Here is a 24,008-nt window from a genome sequence, read left to right as displayed (position 1 = left end):
TAATCATTATTTGCTGTTAGTAAAGAAAGTGTACACAAAAACACATTTCCGCGAGCTCAGCGTTTAAGGCTCTGCTGGCAATTGGCAGAGAAATTAAAATAAATTGAAGAGTCGTCATGTCTGAAGAAATGAAGAAAAAACGGATTCATAAGCCTGCCGAAGAGCGCCAAGCTGAAATTCTTGATGCCGCGGTGAAGATATTTGCTCACAAAGGCTATCAAGTTGCTGATGTGCAAACCATTGCTGAACATGCAGGGGTGGGCAAAGGAACGGTTTATCGTTATTTCCCTACAAAAGAGGATCTCTTTAAACAGGCACTCATTCGTCAGCTTGATATTTTGCGCTGCAAAATGTGGCAGGCGCATGATTCTACTAATAACCCGTTGCGGCGCTTAAAAGTAGTGATGGCTACTTATTTTACATTCTTTGATGAACACCCTGAAACAATTGAGCTGTTTGTGCATGAGCGCGCTGAATTTGGCCATGAACAAACACCACTTTATTTCGTAAGAATGCATGAACATACAGAAGATTGGATTCCGATGTTTAAGGCATTAAAAGCGGAGTTACCAAACTGCGAAAATGATATTGAAGAAATGATGTGCCTATGCGGTGAAATCATGCACGGCACAGTTTATTTGAGTAAGGCCATTGTTCCCAACCGGCCTGCCCTTGAACGGCTTGAACAAACTTATCGATTCTATCTGCAAGGCTTGGTAAAGCATGCGGATATTGACCAACTTTACTATTTACACAACCTTTAATTTTCAGCTTTTTAGCACGATTCGAAATTAACAATTGATGCGCCGAAGCGAAATAAAATACTAGATTATTACGGAGATACATAGATGAAAGCAGTTGCGAATTCTGCGGCAACAAACCAACGATTTTACACTTCACTCCGCGGCTTTATTGGTGTGAGTGCCATAGCTCTTTTAGTGGCTTGCAGCGATGATCCACAAGGCGGTGCAGGTATGGGCGGCGGTATGGGTGGTGATATGCCCCCCTCACCAGTAACCGTTTCCGAAATCAGTTTACAATCAGTAACTCATCAGGTTACTTACCCCGGGCGAATTCGCGGTAAGAGCGAAGTAGAAGTTCGCGCACAAGTAGCCGGCATTCTACTTGAACGGAATTATTCTGAGGGTGATTACGTTGAAAAAGGGCAAACCCTGTTTCAAATCGATCCTGAGCCTTTTGTGCTTGCATTAAATTCCGCTGAGGCGGCACTCGAAACCGCACAGGCAAATCAAGCTCAAGCTGAAAACGAATGGGAACGAGTTGCCGATTTATACGAAAACAACGCAGCTAGCACTCGTGAATTCGATCAAGCGCGTGCCAACATTGCATCCGCAAACGCCCGTTTAGCTCAGGCTGAGGCCGACCTAAAAGATGCCGAGCGAAATTTACGTTACACCCGTGTGGAAGCACCAATTAATGGTATTGCTGGCATTGAAGCCGTATCTCCTGGGAATTTAATCAGTTCTGGTGGATACCTCACGCACATGGTGCAAACCGATAACGTTTATGTGCATTTCGCAATACCCGAGAAAGATGGTGAAATCTACCGCGCCAGCTTAAGGCAGGCCAATGGTGATATCGCTCGAGCGCGGATTCAATTTGCCAACGATGAATACTACAGTGAAACCGGAACCGTAAACTACGTTAACACCAGCGTAAACCCAGCTACGGCGCGCGTTGAGTTACGCGCGGAGTTTCCAAATCAAGAGCAAGTGCTTCGTTCTGGGCAGTTTGTTCGTGTTCGCATAACCTTGCAAGAATTCTCTTCGGTGGCATTGGTTGATTCTTCGGTTGTTAGCCAAGGGCCACAGGGCGCGCAAGTTTTTGTTGTGAATAACGAAAACAGTGCCGAGGCAAAAGCCGTTGAGCTTGGCCCCATTGTGGATGGCCAACAAGTGATCCTCAATGGTTTAGATAACGGCGATATGCTGGTAATTAATGGCCATGTTGCACTTGCCGATGGCGCGCCAGTGAACGTTACCAACGGTAATTAAGAGGAATTTCAATGTTACGTTTTTTCATCGACCGACCGCTTTTTGCATCGGTGATTTCGATTATTATTATGATTGCCGGCATTGTCGCTATCCGCGCACTGCCTATCGAGCAGTACCCTGATGTGGTGCCACCACAGGTTGTGGTGTCCGCTACTTACCCAGGAGCTAGTGCCGATATCTTAGCTAATTCCGTTGCCGCACCTTTGGAGCAGGAAATCAATGGTGTTGACGATATGCTCTACATGGAAACCACTAGTACCGATTCAGGGATGTTACAAATTTCCGTATCTTTTGCTATGGGCACCGATCCAGATCAGGCTACGATAAACGTGAATAACCGCGTACAAGCGGCCACATCAAGGCTCCCGCAAACAGTGCGGGATTTAGGTGTTCGAGTAGAATCTCGCTCCACCAATATTCTTATGGTGCCAGTTTTATATTCCGAGGGTGGTACCATAAACACCTTAGAAATGAGCAACTATGCACTTCTGAACGTTCTTGATGAGTTAGTTCGTGTTGAAGGTGTGGGTGATGCATCATTATTTGGCCCGCAAGATTACTCCATGCGAATTTGGACAGATCCCGCCAAACTCGCTGAGTTTGATCTTTCCCCAATGGACGTTGCGAGCGCGATTCGTGAGCAAAATGCGCAGTATGCTGCGGGCCAATTTGGTGCCCAACCTACTCCTGAAGAAACTGCTTTTACAATCAGCGCAACCACAAACACACAACTTTCCAGCCCAGAAGAGTTCGCGAACGTTATCATTCGCTCGGATACTGATGGTAATGTGATTCGAGTAGGTGATGTGGCTCGAACTGAACTAGGTGCGCAAAGTTATGCATTTTCGGCGATTTATAACAACCAAGATGCCGTACCTATGGGGATATTTCTGCAACCCGGTGCGAACGCATTAGAAACCGCCACAAATGTGCGTAATGCCCTTGCGGATATGTCCGAGAGGTTCCCGGAGGGCATGAACTACTACGTGCCTTACGATACAACTGAGTTTATCCAAATTTCAGTTAACGAAGTAATTATCACACTCATCATCGCGGTGATTCTAGTAGTGTTGGTTACCTTTTTGTTCTTACAACATTTGCGTGCCACGCTCATTCCTATTGCGGCAATTCCAGTATCTTTGATCGGCACCTTCGCCGGCATGCAAGCCATGGGCTTTTCGATCAACATGCTCACCCTATTTGGCTTGGTACTGGCCATTGGTATTGTGGTCGATAACGCGATTATCGTGATGGAAAACGTTGAGCGATTGATTTCTGAAAAAGGCATGAAAGCCAAAGAGGCCTCTATCGAAACGATGCAACAGGTTGCCGGTGCGGTTGTTTCCTCTACCCTAGTTCTTGTAGCCGTATTTGCTCCGGTTGCCTTCTTAGGTGGACTCAGCGGTGAGTTGTATCGGCAATTCGCAGTAACCATAGCCGTATCGGTTGTTGTTTCAGGAATCGTGGCACTCACACTCACGCCAGCCATGTGCGCATTATTGCTTGATAAACAAGCCAAGAAGGTGGCAAAGCCGTTTCAAATTTTCAACCGCGGGTTTGAAAAACTAACTAACGGTTTCGAAAACACCGTGGCGTTTCTTATCCGCCGTTGGATTCTAGGCATCGCTCTCTTTGCTGGCTTTTGCGTGCTTACAGTAGCACTCATGCTCCGCATGCCTTCGAGCTTGGTACCAGGTGAAGACCAAGGCGTAGCCTTAGCTGTGGCGCAATTACCTGCATTGTCTTCGTTGCAACGTACCGAGGAATTCCGTAACGAACTCTCTGAGCAAATTCGTGGCCTCGAGGGTGTGGATGATTTCACCACCTTTGCGGGCTTCGATATTATCGCTAGTTCTTTACGCTCAAACGCACTCGCAGGCTTTGTTAACTTATCTGATTGGAGCGAGCGGCAAGCGCCAGGTTTAAGCGCCAGTGAAATTGCGGAACAAATTATGGGCATGGGCTTTGGTATGCAAGAGGCTAATGTTTTTGTATTTGTACCACCGCCGATTCAAGGTTTATCGCTTACGGGAGGTGTAGAGGGTTACCTACAAGTAAGGGGTGAATCTGATGCGCTACAAATCAATGCAATTGCGCAAGAAGTAGTGGCCGCATTGAATGAACGCCCAGAACTTGTAGGTGTGCGTAGTACATTAGAAACCAATATTCCTCGGTATATGATTCACGTTGATCGGGAAAAGGCGAAAGCGGTAGATGTTTCGCTTGATCAGCTATTCGGCACCATGCAGGCCACTATTGGCTCCATGTATGTGAATGATTTTACCTTCCAGGGCCGTTTGTGGCAGGTTAACTTACAAGCTGAAGGTGAGTATCGCGCGAATTCTGAGGATTTGCGCAATGTCTATGTGCGTTCAAACACGGGTGAAATGGTTCCTGTTGATTCCTTGGTTACGCTCGAAAGAGTTTCTGGCGCGGATATTTTAAACCGTTTCAACTTGTATGGCGCCGCGAAAATCATGGGTGATCCTGCGCCCGGTTACACAACCGGCCAAGCCAAGGACGCCATGGATGCAGTGGTTCGCGAATTTCAGCAAGAAGAAAACATACAAATGGGCTGGATTGGTGAAGCCTTTCAGCTCGATGAAGCAGCCGGGGCCGCAGGTTCTGCCTTCGGCTTGGGCTTGCTCATGGTATTGTTGATCCTTGTTGCGCAATATGAACGCATAACCTTGCCGTTTGCGGTTGCAACCGCAGTACCTTTTGCCGTGTTTGGTGGTGCTTTAGCCTCTATGCTGAAGGGCTTCCCTAACGATGTGTACTTCCAGGTAGGGCTTTTAGTGCTTATCGGCTTGGCGGCCAAAAATGCTATCTTAATTGTGGAATTCGCAGCTCAAAACAGAAAAGAAGGCATGAGCTCCACTGATGCAGCAGTAGCCGCAGCACGCCAGCGCTTTCGGGCGATTATCATGACAGCCGCCACCTTCATTATCGGTACATTACCACTGGTATTCGCCACCGGCGCGGGTGCTGTGAGCCGTCAAGAAATCGGCACCGTAGTAGTGGGTGGTATGGTTGCCGCAAGCTCCCTAGCGCTTCTCTTTGTACCCCTTGCGTATAAATTACTTGAAGACGTCACTACTTGGCGGAATGAACGAAAAACGCAAGGCAAGAAAGATTCAGGTAATGCTAGCGATGAAAACAAGGATTCAAATCATGCATAAATTTACGTTTACGCTTGCAGCAGCCTTGATTCTGAGTGGCTGTGCTATGGGTCCTGATTATCAGGCTCCAACGAATGACATACCAAGCACCTGGAATGAGCAACAACAGGCTATATTCACGAATGCTGCTAATGAATCAGCGGCTAACACGGAAGCCTGGGAACAGTGGTGGCTACAGTATCAAGATCCAAGTTTAAACCGTTTAGTGGAACGCGCATTGGATAGCAATTTATCGTTGCAAATTCAAATGCGCCGCATTGAACAAGCGCGAGGCCAGCTGGGGCTGAGCCGTGCAAACCAGTGGCCGCTATTGAGTGCTCAGGCTTCAGCGGCACGCGAGCAACAACCCACTACGGTGATGCCTGCTGAACTTGGTGGCGGCGCTCCAAGCAATCAGTTTTCGATTGCTGGCGCATTAAGCTACGAAGTCGATTTGTGGGGCCGTATTTCTCGCCAGCGTGAAGCTGCCGCGGCAATGCTTGAAGAATCTATTTTCGGTACTGAAGCAATTCGTTTAAATCTTATTACCGATGTAATTTCTACTTACTTCTCGTTGGTGAGCATAGAAGAGCAACGGCAAACTGCCCTCGAGATGATTTCTTCGTTAGAGCAAACGCTTGAAATTGAGCAATATCGAAATGAACGGGGCGCAAGCAGCCCACTAAACGTGCGCCGTGCTCAGGCGAGTTTAGCAAGCGCGAGAGCTACCCTGCCGGATCTCGAGGAAGCCGCGCAAACAACTCGCAGCGCCTTAGCCATTCTCGTAGGCTACAGCCCGCGGGAAATACTAACGGCCATTGAATTTGATGCAAGCGAGCAAAATGAAATACAACCCGCTCTGGCATTTCCAAACGTAGCACCCTCAGAGCTACTGCAACGCCGCCCCGATTTACGCGCTGCTGAAGCTAATTTGAAAGCAGCTTCAGCTGAAGTAGGTGTAGCTGTAGCAGAGCGCTTTCCAAGTTTAAATTTAAATGCGATGTTCGGAACAGGAGCTATGGATACAGGTGATCTGTTTAGCTCGGATGCTGAATCATGGAGCCTAGGTGCAGATCTTGCTGGGCCATTATTTGATTTCGGCCGCCGCCGTATCGCGGTTGAAACCGCAGAAGTGGCACTGGAAATAGCTGAACTTGAGTATCAACAAGCTATTTTATCGGCTTTTCAAGATGCCCGTGATGCCCTTCAGTTGCTCACAATTGCCGAGCAACGATTGGCAGCTATTGAAGCACAACATGAAGCAATTGCTGACACTTATCGGCTTGCGCAATTACAATATGATGGCGGTGCTATTGGCTTGTTTGAATTGTTAGAAACCCAACGAGCACTTTTAGATGCCAGCATGGCGCTAACGGATGCGCGTAACGGTCAACTTACCGCCAGTACAAATCTATTTAAAGCGCTCGGTGGTGGTTGGTAGTTACCAGGGATAACCCTTTACCTTGCAGGCGCAAAGCACTTTCATGGTGCTTTGCGCCTTTTTCTAGAACCGCTTATGATGCGGCCTCACCCTCCCTATCTGCATTGAGTTTAAGGCCTTGAAGTGGCATACTATGGCCCGATTTCCAACGGAGATGCGTTGTGTTTAACGCCGTTCTCCCATTGCAATAATTCCAGCGCATTTATTTCCAGCGCCTTAATTCACAGTGCCGCTCCTTGCTAAAAGAAGCGCTGTTTTAACCAATAGGAATCACAATGTCGACTGATAAATCAACGATTATTTATACTGAAACTGATGAAGCACCTCGCTTAGCCACATATTCTTTATTACCGATTATTCAAGCATTTACAAAGGCCGCTGGCATTTCGGTTGAAACTCGGGATATCTCGCTCGCTGGCCGCATTATTGCTAATTTTCCAGAATATCTCCGCGAAGATCAGCGCATCGGTGATGCCTTAGCCGAATTGGGCGAGTTAGCGAAAACACCAGCTGCGAACATTATTAAGCTACCGAATATCAGTGCTTCAATTCCTCAGCTTGTATCGGCAATTAAAGAATTGCAAAGCCAAGGCTATGCCCTGCCTGATTATCCATTCGAGCCAAAGAATGATGAAGAACGTGAAGTAAAAACGCGCTACGACAAAATCAAAGGCAGCGCCGTGAACCCAGTGTTGCGGGAAGGTAACTCAGATCGACGCGCGCCTACCTCCGTTAAAAACTATGCAAAGAAACATCCACATCGTATGGGCGCATGGACAAAAGATTCAAAAACCCATGTAGCGCACATGGATGGTGGTGATTTTTACGAAAGTGAACAATCAACCACATTCGCCGATGCCGAAACACTAAAAATTGTTTTGAAAAGTGAAAATGGCGAAGAAACGGTGTTAAAAGATGGCATCAAGGTACTGGCCGGCGAAGTAGTTGATGCTGCGGTAATGAACACCACAAAATTACAAGAGTTTTATGCCAAAGAAACAGCTGCCGCAAAAGCTGAAGGTGTGTTGCTTTCATTGCACTTGAAAGCCACCATGATGAAAGTATCTGATCCAATCTTATTTGGCCATGCGGTTAAGGTTTACTTCGCCGATTTATTTGCCAAACACGGCGATACCTTCAAAGAAATTGGCGTTGATTTAACCAATGGTTTCGGCGATGTAGTAGCTAAAGTTGCTGAACTACCTGCTGAAAAGCGCGCTGAAATTGAAGCCGATATTCAAGCCGTATACGAAAACCAAGCGCAATTAGCGATGGTTAATTCAGATAAAGGGATCACTAATTTACACGTGCCAAGCGATGTAATTATTGATGCCTCTATGCCGGCCATGATTCGTGATGGCGGTAAAATGTGGAACCTTGCGGGTGATCAACAGGATACCAAGGCAATGATTCCAGATCGCTGCTACGCAGGTGTTTACGCCGAAACCATCAACTTCTGCAAAGAACATGGTGCATTTGATCCAGCGACAATGGGAACCGTTCCTAACGTTGGCTTAATGGCGCAAAAAGCAGAAGAATATGGTTCTCATGATAAAACATTTGAGATTCCTGCGGCGGGTACGGTACAAGTATTAAACTCTGAAGGCGAAATTGTTTTCTCTCACACAGTGGGTAAAGGCGATTTATGGCGTATGTGTCAGGTTAAAGATGCACCGATTCGCGATTGGGTGAAGCTCGCGGTTACGCGTTCAGAGCAAAGTGGAATGCCGGCCGTATTCTGGCTTGATAGTGAGCGTGCTCACGATCGCCAATTAATCGCTAAAGTGGAAGATTATCTGCAAGAGCATGATACCAATGGCTTAGATATTCAGATTATGGCGCCAGTTGAAGCCACACTGCATACGCTTAAGCGCATGAAAGAAGGGAAAGATACGATCTCAGTAACCGGTAATGTTTTACGTGATTACTTAACGGATTTGTTCCCAATTTTAGAACTAAACACCAGTGCGAAAATGCTATCTATTGTGCCATTAATGAATGGCGGCGGCTTGTTTGAAACCGGCGCTGGCGGTTCAGCTCCTAAACACGTTCAGCAATTTGTTGAAGAAAACCACTTACGCTGGGATTCCCTTGGTGAGTTTTTAGCTTTAGCGGCCTCGTTAGAGCACCTTAGCCGAGTAACAGGCAATGAACGTGCGCAAGTATTAGCTGATACTTTGGATCAAGCAACCGCGATGTTCTTAGAAACCAACAAATCACCCTCGCGTAAAGTTGGTGAAATTGATAACCGTGGTAGCCACTTCTACTTAGGTATGTACTGGGCGGAAGCATTAGCGAACCAAGATAGCGATGCCGAACTAAAAACCCGCTTCACTAAACTTGCAGAGCAACTGCATGAAAATGAAGAGGCCATTGTTGCCAAATTAAACGATGTTCAAGGCGTAGCCGTTGAAATCGAAGGTTACTATCAACCGAATACCGATTTAGTGAGCAAGGCGATGCGCCCAAGCAACATTTTAAATGATGTGCTAGCAAGCTTGTAACCTACTCGTAGTTTGTTCGTTGAAGGCCCCAAATCTTGGGGCCTTTTTTATTTACGGCCCTTCCTATCAGCCCTATCGAAAAATCGAGAGCTTACAGTTGAACAGTTTGCGGTAAACTTGCGTTATCTAGAAAAGCACACATCATCCTGTGTTGATCGTTTCAAGCAGGGAGCCCTGCAATCGTTTTTTATATGCGAGCGGTAACCAAAATAAAGGCTGAATCACTATGTTAGTAAGAGCAGATTTACAAAAGCGAGAGGTGGTAACACCAGAGCAATATAACTATGTGGCCTCTCCCCTTCCCGGTGTTTCCCGCATGATGCTCGATCGCCAAGGCAACGAAATTGCCCGAGCCACTAGTATTGTAAAATATGATGCGGGCGCAGGATTCACGGCTCACACTCACGGCGGCGGCGAAGAAATTCTCGTGCTCGATGGTGTATTCTCCGACGAACACGGCGATTATCCGGCAGGTACTTACATTCGTAATCCGCCCGGCACTTCCCACACGCCATTTAGCAAAGATGGTTGCACAATTTTAGTGAAACTATGGCAATTTGCCGCAGGTGATCACGAACAACTTGCACTTAACACGAATAAAATGCAATGGCGGCCTGGCCTGGTACCTGGGTTATCAGTGCTTCCCCTCCACGAACACGATGGTATTAACACAGCGCTTGTGCGCTGGGCACCGAATACTCAGTTCAACCCACATATGCACCCCGGTGGCGAAGAGATATACGTTATCAAGGGGTTATTCCGTGATGAACATGGCGAGTATCCAGCCGGCTCATGGCTGCGTAGCCCGCGTTGGAGTAAACATACGCCCTTCACCGGAGAAGAAGGTGCGCTTATTTATGTGAAGGTTGGCCACCTTGGCGCCAATTTTTTAGAATTACCCAGTGCTAGTTAGGTATCATCCTAAAGTCGAATTTCTTTTCCCCGCACTTCCAGTAAATTAGTATTTGAGAAATTGGTGTCAGGCACCACTTCCTCGGGTACTTTTTTAGGAATTCTCTACGAAAACAGGATTTCAGCAGCGAGCCGCGGAGCGAAATAACATGACTTATCAACAAATACATAAATATTCGATCGACACACCCGAGCAGTTTTGGCGCGGCCAGGCTTCTAAATTAGCGTGGTACAAGCAGCCCACTACCATTCTACGCAACAATTCCCAGCAACCAAGTGGGTACGAATGGTTTGCCGATGGTGAATTGAATATGAGCTACCTCGCTTTGGATTACCATGTTGAACAAGGTCGCGGAGAGCAAGTTGCGCTCTATTATGATTCGCCTGTTACCGGCAACAAATACGCTTACAGCTATAATCAGTTGCTTGAACATGTAGCTCGATTTGCGGGTGTTCTGCAAGCAAATGGCGTTACTAAAGGTGATCGTGTTGTAATCTACATGCCCATGATTCCAGAGGCTGCGATCGCGATGCTTGCGGTAGCGCGGTTGGGCGCAATTCACTCGGTTGTTTTTGGTGGTTTCGCTGCCCAAGAACTCGCGGTTCGTATCGATGATGCTGAACCCAAGTTGGTTATATCCGCTTCCCATGGCATTGAACCCCATCGCCTCATCCCTTATAAGCCTTTACTCGACCAAGCCATTAGCAAAGCTAAGCATAAGCCTAACGCCACAATTATTTATCAGCGCATAAATGTACCGGAAGAGAAGCAAGTTTCTTGCGAACTGCACAAAGGCTTTGATATTGATTGGCAAACCGCCATGAAGTCGGCTGAACGTGTTATGCCTGTTGCTGTGGCCAGTACCGATCCGCTTTACATCTTGTACACTTCCGGCACTACTGGAAAGCCAAAAGGCGTAGTTCGGGATACGGGCGGTTATGCTACAGCTTTGAGTTACAGCATGAAGGCAATTTATAATTTAGAGGCTGGTGATGTGATGTTTACCGCCTCAGATGTGGGTTGGGTTGTTGGCCATTCCTATATTGTTTATGGGCCCCTTCTCGCAGGTTGTAGCACTGTAATGTATGAAGGAAAGCCGGTTTTTACGCCCGACGCTGGCGCATTTTGGCGAATTTGTGAAGAATATAAGGCAAAAGCCATTTTTGCCGCGCCCACAGCGTTCCGAGCCATACGGAAAGAAGATGGGAATGCTGATTTACTGCAAAACTATGATATTTCTCACTTAGAAACCATCTTTATGGCAGGTGAGCGCTTAGATCCCGCTACTTTTGAATGGGTTTGTAATAAAACTGGCAAACCAGTGATTGATCATTGGTGGCAAACGGAATCAGGCTGGCCAATTTGCGCAAGCCCCACCGGGATTGAAAAAATGCCAGTAAAAGCAGGCTCTTCCTCATTGCCGGTGCCTGGCTACAACGTTATGGTTCTTGATGATTCAGGTGATCCTATCGCTGCTAACGAACAAGGAAACATTGCTATTCAATTGCCCCTTCCCCCGGGCTGTTTAACTACTATCTGGGGAGATGCAGAACGCTTTCAGAAGAGCTATTTGGAGCAGTTCCCTGGGTATTATGCGAGCGGCGATGGTGGCTATATTGATAGCGATGATTATGTGTTCATTATGGGCCGAACCGATGATGTGATTAACGTTGCTGGGCATCGTTTGTCTACCGGCGAAATGGAAGAAGTTGTTGCCAGCCACCCTGCGGTAGCCGAATGTTGTGTGGTTGGAGCGAGTGATAGCCTCAAAGGTCAGCAGCCGATTGGCTTAGTGATTATGAAAAATGGGGTTGATATTAGCCCTGATGAACTTGAAAAAGAGCTTGTGGCGCTCGTGCGCGAGGAGATAGGAGCGCTGGCCTGCTTTAAAGTTGCAATTACGGTGAGCCGCTTACCAAAAACACGCTCCGGGAAGATATTACGCAATTTGGTTCGCAAAATTGCTGATGGAAAAGAATACGTGGTGCCATCCACTATTGATGATCCGGAAAGCATTATTGAAATAGCTAATGCGCTTGCAAAAACGAAGTTGGTATCTTAAGTAAGCCATGGCGCTCAGCAACTTGTGAGCGCTATGTGATGACATTATAGCGATAGGGCTTAGGAGCAGGCAAAGCAACCTGCTCACTACCCTAACAAATACGAAAAAGGGTAGCCACAACGGCTACCCTTTAGTATTTATTTCATGTCCGTTTAGTCGAAACTAAACTAGGCAGAAATCGTGGCAAATTAAATTGCTACGATGTTCTCAGCCTGAGGACCTTTCTGGCCTTGAGTTACGGTGAAAGAAACTTTTTGGCCTTCAGCCAAAGTTTTGAAACCGTTACCAGAGATCGCGCTGAAATGAGCGAATACATCTGGACCGCCTTCGCGCTCGATGAAACCAAAACCTTTAGTTTCGTTAAACCACTTTACGGTACCAGTAACTGTATTAGACATAATATTATCCTGAAATTTTTAATGTTAAATATGCACTCCAGCTGATTTCAGCGTGGATAGTGCTGTCATGCGGGAAAAATAAACTAAAACTTAAGAACTACAGGACGAAGATTATGGTAATACGACGAATTGGAGTGTTAAATTGTATCTTTCTTGCATTGGGGGCTACTATACAGCATCGGAGAATAAAAGATAGCGAAACTTACAAAAATAAATGATTAAATTACACGGTAAAACAAGGATTTATTATGTCGGTGCCCATTATCACTTTTACTATGAATCCAGCCGTAGATACTTTTGGTGAAACCGAGCGAATTTTCGATGATAGCAAAAGCCGTTGCCAACAATCGACTCAAGAACCTGGTGGTGGTGGCATCAACGTGGCTCGCAACATCAACCGTATGGGTGGGCAGGCATTGGCAATCTTTCCAGCCGGCGGATTAAACGGTGAACTGTTAAAACAACTACTCGCAAGAGACAACACGCCATTTCAGGCTATTCCAATTAAGGCAGATACACGGCAAAACCTCGCGATCAGCGAACGCTACTCCGGTAAAATGTTTCATTTTGTGTTTCCAGGTCCGGAACTTACTCAACTTGAGCTGGATAATTGCTGGAAAAAAATTTTTTCACAGCCTGAGCCACCAAGGTATTTAATTCTCAGCGGTAGTATAGCCGATTCACTGCCTCCTGATTTCTATGGCGATATCACCACTCAGGCGAATCAACTCGGTAGTAAAGTTATTCTCGATAGTTCCGGTGCGGCGTTACATGGCGCTCTCTACCACGATGCCTTCCTTGCCAAATTGAACCGCAAAGAGTTTTCATCGCTTGGATATTCGGAACACGATGGCCTTGTTACCCTAGCCGAGCAAATGCGCGAGCGCGTAAAAAGCGGTGCAGCACGAAACTTAATTGTTACGCTAGCCAAGGGTGGCGCTCTTATGGTTACTCAAACAGGTGAAACTTTCGCGTTTATGCCACCAAAAGTTGAAATAGTGAGCCACGTGGGTGCTGGTGATAGTTTTGTTTCTGCCCTAACCTTTCAACTCATGCAGGGCACCTCAATCGTTGAAGCATTTCGCTACGGCGTAGCTGCTGCCTGCGTTACTGTGCAAACTAGAGGTAATCAACTTTACGATTTAGCCTTATTAGAGGACATCTATAAAAAAACGCAGCCCCTTGCCTTCACAAGGTAGCTGCGTTTATTCGCTAATTTATAGATTATATTCTTTCGACATTAAGTAAGCATAGGCAACGCTAAATGCGGTTTCTTGAAAAACTTTTAAACCCGTATCGGCATAATCTACCGGAATTGGATTGCGCTTAATAATATCTTTCTGCATCGAGTTTGCAAGCAAATGAGTTTCAACACTATCTATCAACTGCAATGCGGCCTCGATCTTGAAGCCTACTGCCGAACCAGAAAATTTCCCTTTCTGCATTCGCTCTTTGATGATTAACCGTTCAATTTTGTAATCTTCAATCAATTTACGAAAGGTAAATTGAAAGCGGCGCACTTGCTCAGCATCATGATCTTTCAACAGTTGAAAACGTACCTGGCGGCAATCAGGGATTTGCACTAGGCCATCGTTCATTTCCATTAAGCAAATTATTGCTTCGTTACTCTTTATTTCAATGCCACATACACGCATCAATGTTCTCCGCTTTAAACTTTAGCGAGCTTATCAGCAAGTAGCGCAATGGTTATTTTTATTGCCCTACTTGCTCTGCAAACCCAGCTAAATCTCATAACTTAGCTAGTTTACGGACATTGTACAGTAAGTAACGTTGACAGCAATTAATTATCCTTCACCGCTGCTAGCTCGTCGCGTAACCTGTTGCTCTCATCGGCTCTTGGCTTCACTAAGCGAGCTAGAGCAAGATACAGCACCGGGGTAAGATAGAGCGTAAACAACACAGAAATACCTAAACCACCAAACACCACCCAACCAATGGCGTTGCGTGCTTCCGCTCCGGCACCAGTGGAAAGTATAAGGGGCAACGCGCCAAGCATAGTTGAAAGCAACGTCATGGTAATTGGCCGTAAGCGAATTTTAGCGGCTTCTTCAACCGCATCACGCACTGAGCGCCCTCCGTCGCGCATTTGGTCTGCAAATTCAACCAGCAAGATAGCATTTTTCGCAATCAAACCAATAAGCATCACTAGGCCAATTTGCGAATAGATATTGATTGAATTACCCGTCAGCAACAGTGCGAAGAGTGCCGCGGCGATACCAAAAGGCACGGTAGCCATAACAACCACGGCGCTATTCACACTTTCAAACTGAGCAGCCAATACCAAAAACACAATTAATAAAGCGAAAACAAAGGTTAACGTGACATCACGAGTTGTTTCCTCAAAAGCGAGTGCCTCTCCTAAGAAAACTAAACCGATATCCGATGGTAGCTCTTCTTGTGCAAGCGCTCGAAGTTGATCTACCGCCTCATTAATCGTAATGCTATCTGGCAATTCCATATCGAGCTCTATTGCCCGGCGTTGAGCCTGCCGTTCTAACTCTGCAGCTACACCCTCTTCACTGATGGTTGCCAAACTTGATAAGGGTACCAGTCCGCCATCACGAGAACCCACATATAGATTGGTTAAATCGGAAGGGTTTTCAACTAAATTCCGAGATGCTTGCAGAATAATAGGAATCGATTGATCTTCTACATTTAAATCAGCTAAATCATCGCCGTTAATGGCAACTCGCAACGTCGCCGCAATATCTGAAAGCGGCACATTTAACTCTTCTGCACGAAGCCTATCAATGTTTACCCGTAATTGCGGTTGTGTGGGTTGATAACCAATGTTTGGTATCCCTAGCTCTGGTATTTGTTCCTGAATCAACGCCGAAAATTCTAACGCTGCCGCATAGATATCTTCGTAATCTTGGCCTGTTAGCGCTAACTCTAAACCGCCACCTGTTCCGCGTAAGTTTAAGCTGTTAGCACCAAATGCCCGCGCCGGCGCTCCCGGTATTGCCGCGAGCGGCCCGCGTATTTCATTGATAATCTCTTGTTGGCTACGATCGCGTTCTTCCCAAGGCTTAAGCGGCACTACTACAAATACCAAATTTGGATCCCATTGGCCAACAACGGTTACGATGTTTTCAATTTCACCATCTTCAACGTAAGGTAACAGCACTTCTTCAATTCGATTGGCTTGCCGTTGCATAAAGTTCAAACCAACGCCATCAGGGCCCCGCGCAAAAATCGAAATTTGCCCACGGTCTTCCGGCGGTAACAGTTCATTTTCAAGCGCTTGGTAAGCCCACACCGAAGAGATAGCGGCGAGCGCACAAATAATAAATACCAACGTGGCGTGGTTTAATGCCCACGCCAAAGATGCACTGTAGCCGTCACGCAGCATATTGCCAAAGCGAGCGATTTTTGTATCTTTCGATTTTGTTAGCGGTAATCGCGCGGTTAACGCTGGCACCATGGAAAGCGCAACAAAAGAGGAAATAATTACGGCAGCAGCGAGCACGCCACCAAACTCACGGAATAATCGACCGGCTGTAGAGGGCAAAAACGATATGGGCACGAAAACAGCAACAAGCACCGCAGTGGTTGCTACCACCGCGAAAAATACTTCACGTGTACCAATTACGGCTGCCGCGCGTGCGCCCATGCCGCCCGAACGACGGCGCTGAATATTCTCTGTTACCACAATCGCATCATCTACAATCAAACCTGTAGCCAGAACTAATGCGAGCAAGGTAAGAATATTCACGGAAAAGCCTAACACCCAAAGTGCGGCTAATGAGCCTATCAGTGATACCGGAATCGCAAGAGCTGGAATGATGGTAGAGCGGAAGTTGCCGATGAAAATCCAAAGCGTAAGGATAACCAAAACAACCGTGAGAACGAGCGAAATCAGAACTTCGCGAACAGAACCGCGAATAAATTCGGCATCGTCTGATGTTATTTGCACCTGCAAATCTGGGAAGCGTTCGCTAATGCTCGCCATTTGCGCCTGAATCTCATTAGATATTTCTATCGTATTGGAGCTAGCTTGCCGAATAATCGAGAGGCCGATAACTGGTTTGCCATTAAAACGTACGAAGTTTTGCGCATCCGCAGGGCCAAAGTAAACGTCTGCAACATCCCCTACCCGAGTATCATCGCTAATTACAATCTCAGACACCTGTTCGGCCGTTACCGAGGTGGCATCCGCTCGAACTATCAACTGTTGATCCGTGGAACGAATACTCCCCGCTGGCACATCGAAAGGGGCTTGGCGCAATGCATCCGCGATATCAGTAACCGTGAGCTCAAAGCTTGCTAACCGCAATGGGTCAATCATTACTCTAAGAACCCGTTCGCGATCACCATTTAGCGCAACATCCGCAACACCGGGGATATTAAGTAATAAAGGAACTAAATCGGTTTCAACGTTTTCAGTCATGGTTTCGAAATCAAGCGTTTCACTTGTAACCGCCACTCGCACAACTGGATCGGCGTTATTATCCGCCTTGATAATCGCTAACCGTTCTACATCCGGTGGAAGTTCTCGCTCAACCCGTGCTACCGATTCACGTAAATCGTTGGCCGCATTGTCCAAATCAATACCTGGTCGAAATTCAACAACGATTCGGGTGCTGTTCTCTTCACTTGAGCTACTTATCGATTTAACACCGTTTACACGCGCCACAGCACCTTCTAGTAACCGGGTAACCTCGGTATCCACTGTTTCTGGCGCAGCGCCCGGAAACGCCGCAGTAACCGTAACCACTGGCCTATCAACATCAGGAAGCTCGCGCACCTCAATACCATTTAAGGCAGCAAAGCCCGCAATGATAATAAGTAGGTTCAGAACAATGATTAAAACCGGCCGACGAATCGCCAGTGAAGGAAGATCTTGCCGTGTTTTATCGGCTATGGTTGGATCCGAAGGGGCCCCATTTGTTGAGGATTGATTAGAACCTGAATCATTTTTAATACTCATTATTCAACCCTCGAATCATCAGTAAAGCGCAGTTTCTGCCCTTCTCGCAGTGATTGAATCCCTTCAAGAACGATAAGCTCTCCAGCTTCAATCTCTGCATCTACTAAAATTCTTCCGGCTAAACGTTGTTTTATTTCAACATTTACCTGCTCCGCCACATATTCATTATCGTCATTTTGCTTTGCCATCCAAACGTAGGCACTAGTTGCACCCCACAGTAATGCAGCTTCAGGTACCACTTTGAACTCTTGGCCGTTTGCCGTCATGTTTACGCGAAAGCTCATACCGGGCCGAAACTCATCATTCTCATTATCCAATAATGCGCGTACTCTGATAGTTCGGTTAACCTCATCGATTCGTGAATCGATTTCAGCAATCGATACTGATATCTCTTCGTTTTGGCTTTGCCACGGTTGCACGGTAATTTCGGGTGAGTCGGCGAGTATATCTAGGGCAGATTCTGGTGCTCGAAAGTTAATGAATAGTTCGCTACGGTCGTCGAGGCTAGTTATTGCAGTTTGTTGCGTAATGCGATCGCCAACGTTCACATCTGTTAGCCCCACAACTCCAGTGTAGGGTGCGCGAACGAACCGATCTTCAAGTTCCGTAAGGGCTTCTTGCAAGGTTACTTCTAACAATTCTTTAGCCGTAATTGCATCATCCAAAGCACTTTGTGTTGTTCCACCTTGCGAGAGCGTAGCCTGCAACCGGCGTACGGTTCGTTCGGCATCAGCAAGCTGAATGCGCGCGCGAGCCACTGCCACATTTTGTCGGCGAGCATCAAGTTCCAAGAGAATTTGGCCCTCTTCCACTAATTCGCCGGGTTGAAAACGCACGGCGGTTACGATATCGCCAACAGCGGGGAAGAGCATAATCGATTGCACAGCTTGCGCTGAACCAACGGCCTGAATACTTCTGTTTTCTTGTTCTGTTTCGATTGGGTTAACCAGAACAAGTGTCTCGCTATTTCCTCGCCCCTGTTGTGCAGCTGCCGAAAACGAAAAACAGAAAATAACGCCAAAGACCAGTAGTAATTTGGTTGTTCTCCAACAAGCTTGCATTCGATGTCCTTTGTGCAATGAAATAGCGGATTGATTTGCAAGTGTTATACGCAAAAGTTTAAGTAATGATCACATTCACAATCCACCTTCGCATTAAAGTGCAGTGAGTTGCATGAAATCTGCGATTAACTACCAAATCCCGTTTAATCCCCAACTGAACCCGAAAGTTCTGCGCCAAAGCATCATTACTGTGAAGCGAATAGCTTCCCCAATTCACCTAACCACACATTAAACACGCCGCTATCACTGCATCATTGTTCTGCTTGAACGTAGAACCAACGCCCCCGCTCCCAGATAAATTTTGATTTCTCTTCTAACATGTTCAGTTCATCACCCTGCTTATAAAACGCTTTAAAATGCACAAACCCGCGTGCACCCCGCTGCCAAGTAGAAACCACCTGTAACTGCACCCAATTTGGGTTATCGCTTAAATCTAACTTGGGCCGAGTACTCTCGTGCCAGGTTGCCAGTAAATAATCTGTATCACCCAACACGAAAGCAGAATATCGGGAACGCATAAGCGCCTCTGGCGTTCGCGGAATTGCGCCACTGTGAAAAGCGCCACAACATGTGCCATAACTCTTTTCGCTGCCGCACGGGCATAAAGCATCGTTAACCATATTTTTCTTAATATCCTTGGAAAATATATTTTGTTTGAATCAGCTCAGGGCACAGTTACTGCTTAAAGGTTCGAATATAGAGTTGCTCTACTTGTTCTCGAGCCCATGGGGTTTTTCGCAAAAACTTTAAAGAAGATTTCACCGATGGATCGTTTTTAAAGCTGTTAATATTTATTTTGCTTGCTAATGTTTCCCAACCATAGTGTTGTTCAAGTTCCACCACTATTTGTTCCAAAGTGATACCATGGAGAGGATTTTTCGGTTGTTCAGTTGCCATGCTCATTTCTCTAATATTGAGTACAAAGAATCATTTGCTACAACAAAAGCACCTAGTGAAGGTGTGGGCGATCCTGAATTACGCACTTAAATTGATTAATCGCCATGTTTTCTCTTCATTACTTTTGCATTGTTCATTATTGCATAACGTATTGCATTACGTTTAACTCATGAGTTTTTATTTATGAATCCTATCCATCAAGCATCTGAGCATATTAGCCGTGGCATTATTTTTATGGTGTTAGCAGTATTTTGCTTTGCACTTATGGATGTAGCAATGAAGCATTTAGCCGGCCATTTAAGCTCATTTCAGGTTAGTTTCTTTCGTGGTGCAACGTCATTGCCATTTGTTGTGCTTTGGCTTTTGAGCCAGCGCACACTGCATAAAATTAGGCCCAACAACCTGTTGTTGCATGGATTGCGGGGCGTTATCAGCATTGCTTTTCTGATTCTTACCGTAATCACCTTAAGGGAACTGCCCTTAGCCAACGCCTACGCAATCTTTTTTGCCGCACCGCTAATCATCACCCTACTCTCAGTGCCTATTCTCAAAGAAAAAGTGGGGGTTCATCGCTATACCGCGGTATTTGTTGGATTTCTTGGTGTTCTCATTATGTTGAACCCAAATGCCATGGGCTTTGCATCCATTGGTGTGGTTTCTGGCCTGTTGGCAACGCTAGGTTATAGCATGGTTATGATCTTAGTGCGTTACATGCATCGCAGTGAAACATCAGAATCCTTAATGTTCTTTTTCGTGCTGAGCCTAACTTTAGGCTGTGGGGCTTTAGCCTTAACTGATTGGCGGCCGCTAAGCTTTACCGATATACCTTGGCTGCTCCTACTGGGGATTTCCGGTGCCATAGCGCAATACTTGTTAACAGAAGCCTACCGGCAGGCACCGCCATCGGTATTATCATCTTTTGAATACACGGCAATGATTTGGGCACTACTTTTGGGTTACTTTTTCTGGCAGGAATTACCTAGCATGTGGGTTTTAGCAGGCGCCTGCGTGGTGATCGCCAGTGGCGTTTACATTAGCCATCGCGAGGCCATTCGCAAGCGCCAACAGCGGGCAATTCAAGATTCTTGATTCTCGCTAAGAAATACCGCAAGGTTGTTAGCAAAGAAAAATTTAGCGCTATTTAATTCAGGGAATCATTATGAAACCGATTTTTTATCCATTTTTGCTAGCTCTATTACTGCTAAGTGCCTCGGCAAGCGCAACTGAAGATAAAAGTGTAAGCGAATTTACTGAGGGCATGCAGGTTAATCGCGGCTTTTTTACATTTTATTTTGATGCCGATACCGACAAAGTGTACTTAGAAATTCCTCTCCAAAGAGAAAGCAGCCAAGCCAGCAACCCAGCCAACAACCCAGGCAACAACCAAGCCACCACATCAGAGTTTATATTTCAAAGCAGTTTGCCCCGCGGTATTGGTTCAAACGATTTGGGTTTAGATCGCGGGCAACTCGGTGCTACTCGCTTAGTGGAATTCAGCCTGCATGGTAATCGCGCACTCCTTATTGAAAAAAACACCCAATTTCGTGCCATCACCGAGAATGAGATGGAGCGTCGAAGTGTAGAGGAAGCATTCGCAGAATCTGTTTTGTTTGGTTTTGATATTGTAGCCAAACAGGAAGATCGTGTACTTATCAATTACACGCCGTTTTTATTCGCCGATATCCATAATATTGAACAACGCTTGCAGAGCATCAACGAAGGTAACTTTAAGCCAGATACAACGCGATCGGTTTTGTGGCCTGAGCGCATGAAATCTTTTCCCAAGAATACAGAGCTTGAAGCTAAAGTTACCTATGTCGGAACAAACCCAGGGCGATTTGTACGCTCGGTTACGCCTGAACCTTCAGCCATTACCGTTCATTTACATCATTCACTAATTGCGTTACCTGATGATGGCTACCAAACTCGCGCCTTCCACCCTAGCAGTGGTTACTATGCTCGTGGTTTCCAAGATTACGCTGCGCCATTACAAGCGTCTATGGATCATCGTTTCATTGCTCGCCATCGGTTACAGAAAAAGAATCCAAATGCCGCCACAAGTGAACCTATCGAGCCCATTGTGTATTATCTCGATCCAGGAGTGCCAGAGCCAGTGCGCACTGCTCTTTTAGATGGCGCCCGGTGGTGGGCCGAAGCCTTCGAGGCAATTGGCTTTAAAGATGCCTTTATTGTGCGTGATTTGCCTCCTGAGGCAGACCCAATGGATGTGCGCTACAACATTATTCAATGGGTTCATCGAGCTACCCGTGGTTGGTCCTATGGCGCCTCTGTGATTGATCCGCGCACCGGCGAAATCTTGAAAGGTCATGTTTCTCTTGGATCTCTGCGCGTTCGCCAAGATATGTTAATTGCGCAAGGCTTGCTCGCGCCATTTGCTAGGGATGCTAATAGTGAGCAGCTTTTAACTGATATCGAAGCCATGGCATTGCACCGTATTCGCCAACTTTCCGCCCACGAAATCGGCCATACCCTCGGTATTGCTCACAATTTCGCGGCGAACTCGCAAGATCGTGCATCGGTAATGGATTACCCTCACCCTCTTATCATGTTGAATGATAATAATGAAATCACACTTAACAACGCCTACGCCACGGGTATGGGGGAATGGGATAAATTTACCGTGGCCTACGGCTACAGTGAGTTCACCTCAGCCGAGGCAGAAGCCGAAGGATTAGCTGCGCTAATTGCAGAAACCTACGCACGAGGCATGCACTTTATTTCCGACCGCGATGCGCGTCCAGCCCATAGTGGACACCCCACGGCTCACCTTTGGAATAATGGCGAGAACGCCACAACCGAATTAACGCGGCTAACAGATGTAAGAGCACGGGTTCTCAATCGATTGAATGAAGATAATCTTGCTCCAGGCCAACCTCTCGATGAATTACAACAGGTGCTTGCCCCTATGTATTTACTGCACCGATATCAGGTTGAAGCCGCCGCAAAATTGATAGGTGGTGTGAATTATCGTTACGTTGTAAATGGTGAGCCCGTGGTAAACGAACCAGTTAGCGCCACTGAGCAACGGCGAGCGCTCGCTGCACTGTTGGTTACACTCAAGAGCCAGTTTTTAGCATTACCAACCGAATTAGAAAAGTTGCTGGTACCAAAAGCCTACGGTTCAGCCACCAGCCGTGAAGATTTCCCAACACGCATGGGCCTATTTACTGACCCACTAACCATGGCCGAAACCAGTGCAAATCACACACTAAGTTTTATGTTGAATCCACAGCGGTTGAATCGCTTGAGTTGGCAGTTCGAGAGCCAAAACGCTCACCTAGCACCTTTCGAACTGGCGCAACAATTGATCGATAATAGCCAGCGGAATTTAGCAGAAAATAACAATCAACTCAGCCAACGAGTGGCTTACCTAACGGCTTATCATTTGAGCCAAAGTATGCTGAATCAGAGCACAGCACCGGAAGTAAAAAGCCAATTAGAATGGGCGCTCATACAATGGCATGAACAGTTAACGAATGCCGCAAGTGCAAATGAGGGTGGTAATGAGAGCACGGAGGAAGCATACGCGTTAAGTGCATTTCCGAGCTATCTAGCGCGGCGAATTGAGCACTTTTTGGCAAATGGTGAGTGGCCCGAAGCATTTACGCCTGCGCAAATGCCACCCGGATCACCGATTTAATCGCTCATTTTAAGGAGTTCATTGCCCGTTGATGAAACAACGGGCAATTCATTAACAGAAACTCACTTAACGCCAATCGGTATATTAACGACAGAACATCTGCATATAATTCACATTCGGCTTTGTTTCTACACGCCATTTCCGCGTTAGCGGGTTAAAAGCAAACCCTCGGCGAATAAAGAGCTTAAAGTGATGCTGGGCTAATTTTTGTTCCATTTCCCTTGGCTTCACAAAAAAGCGCCAATTATGTGTTCCTCGCGGGAGCATTCGTAATACATATTCAGCGCCGATAATAGCCACCACAAAAGATTTAAACGTGCGATCTAAGGTAGCCATCACTAACATCCCCTTTTCAGCAACTAAATTTGCACAGGTTTCAACTAATGCGTCTTGGTCGATAACATGCTCAATCACTTCCGTATTGAGCACGACATCAAATAACTGAGAATTATCCAGCTCTTCTGCCAACGCATGCTGGTAGCTAATACTGAGCCCAGAGCTTTTTGCATGTTGTGTAGCAACTTTAATATTCATCTCACTACCATCGATTCCGGTAACTTCCGCACCAAGTTCAGCCAATGGCTCGCAAATCAATCCAGCGCCGCAGCCAATATCTAAGATTCTGATCCCCTTGAGGGCATTTGGCTTGGCAGCATCTCGTTGAAAGTGCTGGCAAATACCTTGAATAATTACATCTACTCTGACCGCATTGAACGCCAACACGCTTTTAAATTTACTTGTTGGATTCCACCATTCTTCGGCAAGTGCATCAAACTTCGCCAGTTCTTCCGATTCATATGCGCCTCTTGCCTTCTCGTTTCTATCGCCGGATGATGAATCTACCTTTGTATCGGCTGTTGAGAGATAGTTTTTTTTAGTTTTATCGAGCATTAGAGCCGCCTTAGAAAGAAAAAAACGAGTGATTTGAACGCTTTTTATTCGTT

At 46.4% G+C, this 24,008-nt stretch carries 17 protein-coding genes; 10 read left to right on the top strand and 7 right to left on the bottom strand.

The features are described from left to right. The first annotated feature begins 116 nt into the window (after window positions 1–116). From CWE08_RS03540 to CWE08_RS03510, 7 genes are all read left to right on the top strand, one after another. Window positions 117–764: a TetR/AcrR family transcriptional regulator gene (locus tag CWE08_RS03540; RefSeq protein WP_126765697.1), complete on the top strand. Its 648-nt coding sequence runs from the start codon at window positions 117–119 to the stop codon at window positions 762–764. Between the two features lie 84 nt (window positions 765–848). Beyond that, complete coding sequence (locus CWE08_RS03535; RefSeq protein WP_126765695.1) at window positions 849–2,015, top strand: efflux RND transporter periplasmic adaptor subunit; 1,167 nt, start codon at window positions 849–851, stop codon at window positions 2,013–2,015. Between the two features lie 11 nt (window positions 2,016–2,026). Next, window positions 2,027–5,197 carry an efflux RND transporter permease subunit gene (locus CWE08_RS03530; RefSeq protein ID WP_126765693.1) on the top strand — a complete coding sequence of 1,057 codons (3,171 nt, stop codon included), beginning with the start codon at window positions 2,027–2,029 and terminating at the stop codon, window positions 5,195–5,197. Next, on the top strand, window positions 5,190–6,617 hold the full coding sequence (locus CWE08_RS03525; RefSeq protein ID WP_126765691.1) for an efflux transporter outer membrane subunit: 1,428 nt from the start codon (window positions 5,190–5,192) through the stop codon (window positions 6,615–6,617). The genes CWE08_RS03530 and CWE08_RS03525 overlap by 8 nt, the downstream gene beginning before the upstream one ends. A gap of 275 nt (window positions 6,618–6,892) precedes the next feature. Beyond that, window positions 6,893–9,121, top strand: coding sequence for an NADP-dependent isocitrate dehydrogenase (locus CWE08_RS03520; RefSeq protein WP_126765689.1), 2,229 nt, complete (start codon window positions 6,893–6,895; stop codon window positions 9,119–9,121). Between the two features lie 226 nt (window positions 9,122–9,347). Next, complete coding sequence (locus CWE08_RS03515; RefSeq protein WP_126765687.1) at window positions 9,348–10,034, top strand: cupin domain-containing protein; 687 nt, start codon at window positions 9,348–9,350, stop codon at window positions 10,032–10,034. Between the two features lie 148 nt (window positions 10,035–10,182). Continuing rightward, window positions 10,183–12,096, top strand: coding sequence for a propionyl-CoA synthetase (locus CWE08_RS03510; RefSeq protein WP_126765685.1), 1,914 nt, complete (start codon window positions 10,183–10,185; stop codon window positions 12,094–12,096). Window positions 12,097–12,284: 188 nt separating this feature from the next. On the opposite strand, the gene CWE08_RS03505 is transcribed toward CWE08_RS03510, so the two are convergent. Continuing rightward, window positions 12,285–12,494 (bottom strand): cold-shock protein, encoded by a 210-nt coding sequence (locus CWE08_RS03505; protein ID WP_007420436.1) that lies wholly within the window; start codon window positions 12,492–12,494, stop codon window positions 12,285–12,287. 248 nt (window positions 12,495–12,742) lie between these two features. On the opposite strand from CWE08_RS03505, the gene CWE08_RS03500 reads away from it, so the two are divergent. After that, window positions 12,743–13,693, top strand: coding sequence for a 1-phosphofructokinase family hexose kinase (locus CWE08_RS03500; protein WP_126765683.1), 951 nt, complete (start codon window positions 12,743–12,745; stop codon window positions 13,691–13,693). An 18-nt stretch (window positions 13,694–13,711) separates the two neighbouring features. Here CWE08_RS03500 and CWE08_RS03495 read toward each other — a convergent pair whose 3' ends face one another. The 5 genes from CWE08_RS03495 to CWE08_RS03475 all read right to left on the bottom strand — a co-directional run bounded on the left by CWE08_RS03495 (window position 13,712) and on the right by CWE08_RS03475 (window position 19,403). Further along, window positions 13,712–14,149, bottom strand: coding sequence for a DUF3010 family protein (locus CWE08_RS03495; RefSeq protein ID WP_126765681.1), 438 nt, complete (start codon window positions 14,147–14,149; stop codon window positions 13,712–13,714). Window positions 14,150–14,295: 146 nt separating this feature from the next. Then, window positions 14,296–17,445 (bottom strand): efflux RND transporter permease subunit, encoded by a 3,150-nt coding sequence (locus tag CWE08_RS03490; RefSeq protein ID WP_241973820.1) that lies wholly within the window; start codon window positions 17,443–17,445, stop codon window positions 14,296–14,298. Continuing rightward, a complete protein-coding gene (locus tag CWE08_RS03485; protein WP_126765680.1) occupies window positions 17,445–18,506 on the bottom strand; it encodes an efflux RND transporter periplasmic adaptor subunit in 1,062 nt (353 codons plus the stop codon). Before CWE08_RS03485 ends, CWE08_RS03490 begins: the two co-directional genes overlap by 1 nt. A 251-nt stretch (window positions 18,507–18,757) precedes the next feature. Next, complete coding sequence (locus tag CWE08_RS03480; protein ID WP_126765679.1) at window positions 18,758–19,126, bottom strand: YchJ family protein; 369 nt, start codon at window positions 19,124–19,126, stop codon at window positions 18,758–18,760. 55 nt (window positions 19,127–19,181) lie between these two features. Next, entirely contained in the window at window positions 19,182–19,403 is a 222-nt protein-coding gene (locus CWE08_RS03475) for a VF530 family protein (RefSeq protein WP_126765677.1), read from the bottom strand. A gap of 183 nt (window positions 19,404–19,586) precedes the next feature. Here CWE08_RS03475 and CWE08_RS03470 point away from each other — a divergent pair, with 183 nt between their 5' ends. Continuing rightward, on the top strand, window positions 19,587–20,492 hold the full coding sequence (locus CWE08_RS03470) for a DMT family transporter (RefSeq protein ID WP_126765676.1): 906 nt from the start codon (window positions 19,587–19,589) through the stop codon (window positions 20,490–20,492). Between the two features lie 70 nt (window positions 20,493–20,562). Continuing rightward, entirely contained in the window at window positions 20,563–23,064 is a 2,502-nt protein-coding gene (locus CWE08_RS03465; RefSeq protein ID WP_126765674.1) for a zinc-dependent metalloprotease, read from the top strand. A gap of 84 nt (window positions 23,065–23,148) precedes the next feature. Here CWE08_RS03465 and ubiG read toward each other — a convergent pair whose 3' ends face one another. Beyond that, window positions 23,149–23,955 (bottom strand): bifunctional 2-polyprenyl-6-hydroxyphenol methylase/3-demethylubiquinol 3-O-methyltransferase UbiG, encoded by an 807-nt coding sequence (gene ubiG, locus CWE08_RS03460; protein ID WP_126765673.1) that lies wholly within the window; start codon window positions 23,953–23,955, stop codon window positions 23,149–23,151. Between the last annotated feature and the right edge of the window lie 53 nt (window positions 23,956–24,008).

Origin of the sequence: Aliidiomarina iranensis (assembly GCF_003987135.1) — a bacterium.
GTDB lineage: Bacteria > Pseudomonadota > Gammaproteobacteria > Enterobacterales > Alteromonadaceae > Aliidiomarina > Aliidiomarina iranensis.
This window is presented reverse-complemented; position numbering and strand designations above follow the sequence as displayed.

Bases quoted from the DNA above. Each gene is read 5' to 3' on its own strand.
- ubiG (WP_126765673.1), bottom strand. From the start codon at position 23,955: ATGCTCGATAAAACTAAAAAAAACTATCTCTCAACAGCCGATACAAAG.
- CWE08_RS03500 (WP_126765683.1), top strand. From the start codon at position 12,743: ATGTCGGTGCCCATTATCACTTTTACTATGAATCCAGCCGTAGATACT.
- CWE08_RS03465 (WP_126765674.1), top strand. From the start codon at position 20,563: ATGAAACCGATTTTTTATCCATTTTTGCTAGCTCTATTACTGCTAAGT.
- CWE08_RS03490 (WP_241973820.1), bottom strand. From the start codon at position 17,445: ATGAGTATTAAAAATGATTCAGGTTCTAATCAATCCTCAACAAATGGG.
- CWE08_RS03475 (WP_126765677.1), bottom strand. From the start codon at position 19,403: ATGGCAACTGAACAACCGAAAAATCCTCTCCATGGTATCACTTTGGAA.
- CWE08_RS03520 (WP_126765689.1), top strand. From the start codon at position 6,893: ATGTCGACTGATAAATCAACGATTATTTATACTGAAACTGATGAAGCA.
- CWE08_RS03495 (WP_126765681.1), bottom strand. From the start codon at position 14,149: ATGCGTGTATGTGGCATTGAAATAAAGAGTAACGAAGCAATAATTTGC.
- CWE08_RS03530 (WP_126765693.1), top strand. From the start codon at position 2,027: ATGTTACGTTTTTTCATCGACCGACCGCTTTTTGCATCGGTGATTTCG.
- CWE08_RS03485 (WP_126765680.1), bottom strand. From the start codon at position 18,506: ATGCAAGCTTGTTGGAGAACAACCAAATTACTACTGGTCTTTGGCGTT.
- CWE08_RS03470 (WP_126765676.1), top strand. From the start codon at position 19,587: ATGAATCCTATCCATCAAGCATCTGAGCATATTAGCCGTGGCATTATT.
- CWE08_RS03480 (WP_126765679.1), bottom strand. From the start codon at position 19,126: ATGGTTAACGATGCTTTATGCCCGTGCGGCAGCGAAAAGAGTTATGGC.
- CWE08_RS03505 (WP_007420436.1), bottom strand. From the start codon at position 12,494: ATGTCTAATACAGTTACTGGTACCGTAAAGTGGTTTAACGAAACTAAA.
- CWE08_RS03535 (WP_126765695.1), top strand. From the start codon at position 849: ATGAAAGCAGTTGCGAATTCTGCGGCAACAAACCAACGATTTTACACT.
- CWE08_RS03510 (WP_126765685.1), top strand. From the start codon at position 10,183: ATGACTTATCAACAAATACATAAATATTCGATCGACACACCCGAGCAG.
- CWE08_RS03515 (WP_126765687.1), top strand. From the start codon at position 9,348: ATGTTAGTAAGAGCAGATTTACAAAAGCGAGAGGTGGTAACACCAGAG.
- CWE08_RS03525 (WP_126765691.1), top strand. From the start codon at position 5,190: ATGCATAAATTTACGTTTACGCTTGCAGCAGCCTTGATTCTGAGTGGC.
- CWE08_RS03540 (WP_126765697.1), top strand. From the start codon at position 117: ATGTCTGAAGAAATGAAGAAAAAACGGATTCATAAGCCTGCCGAAGAG.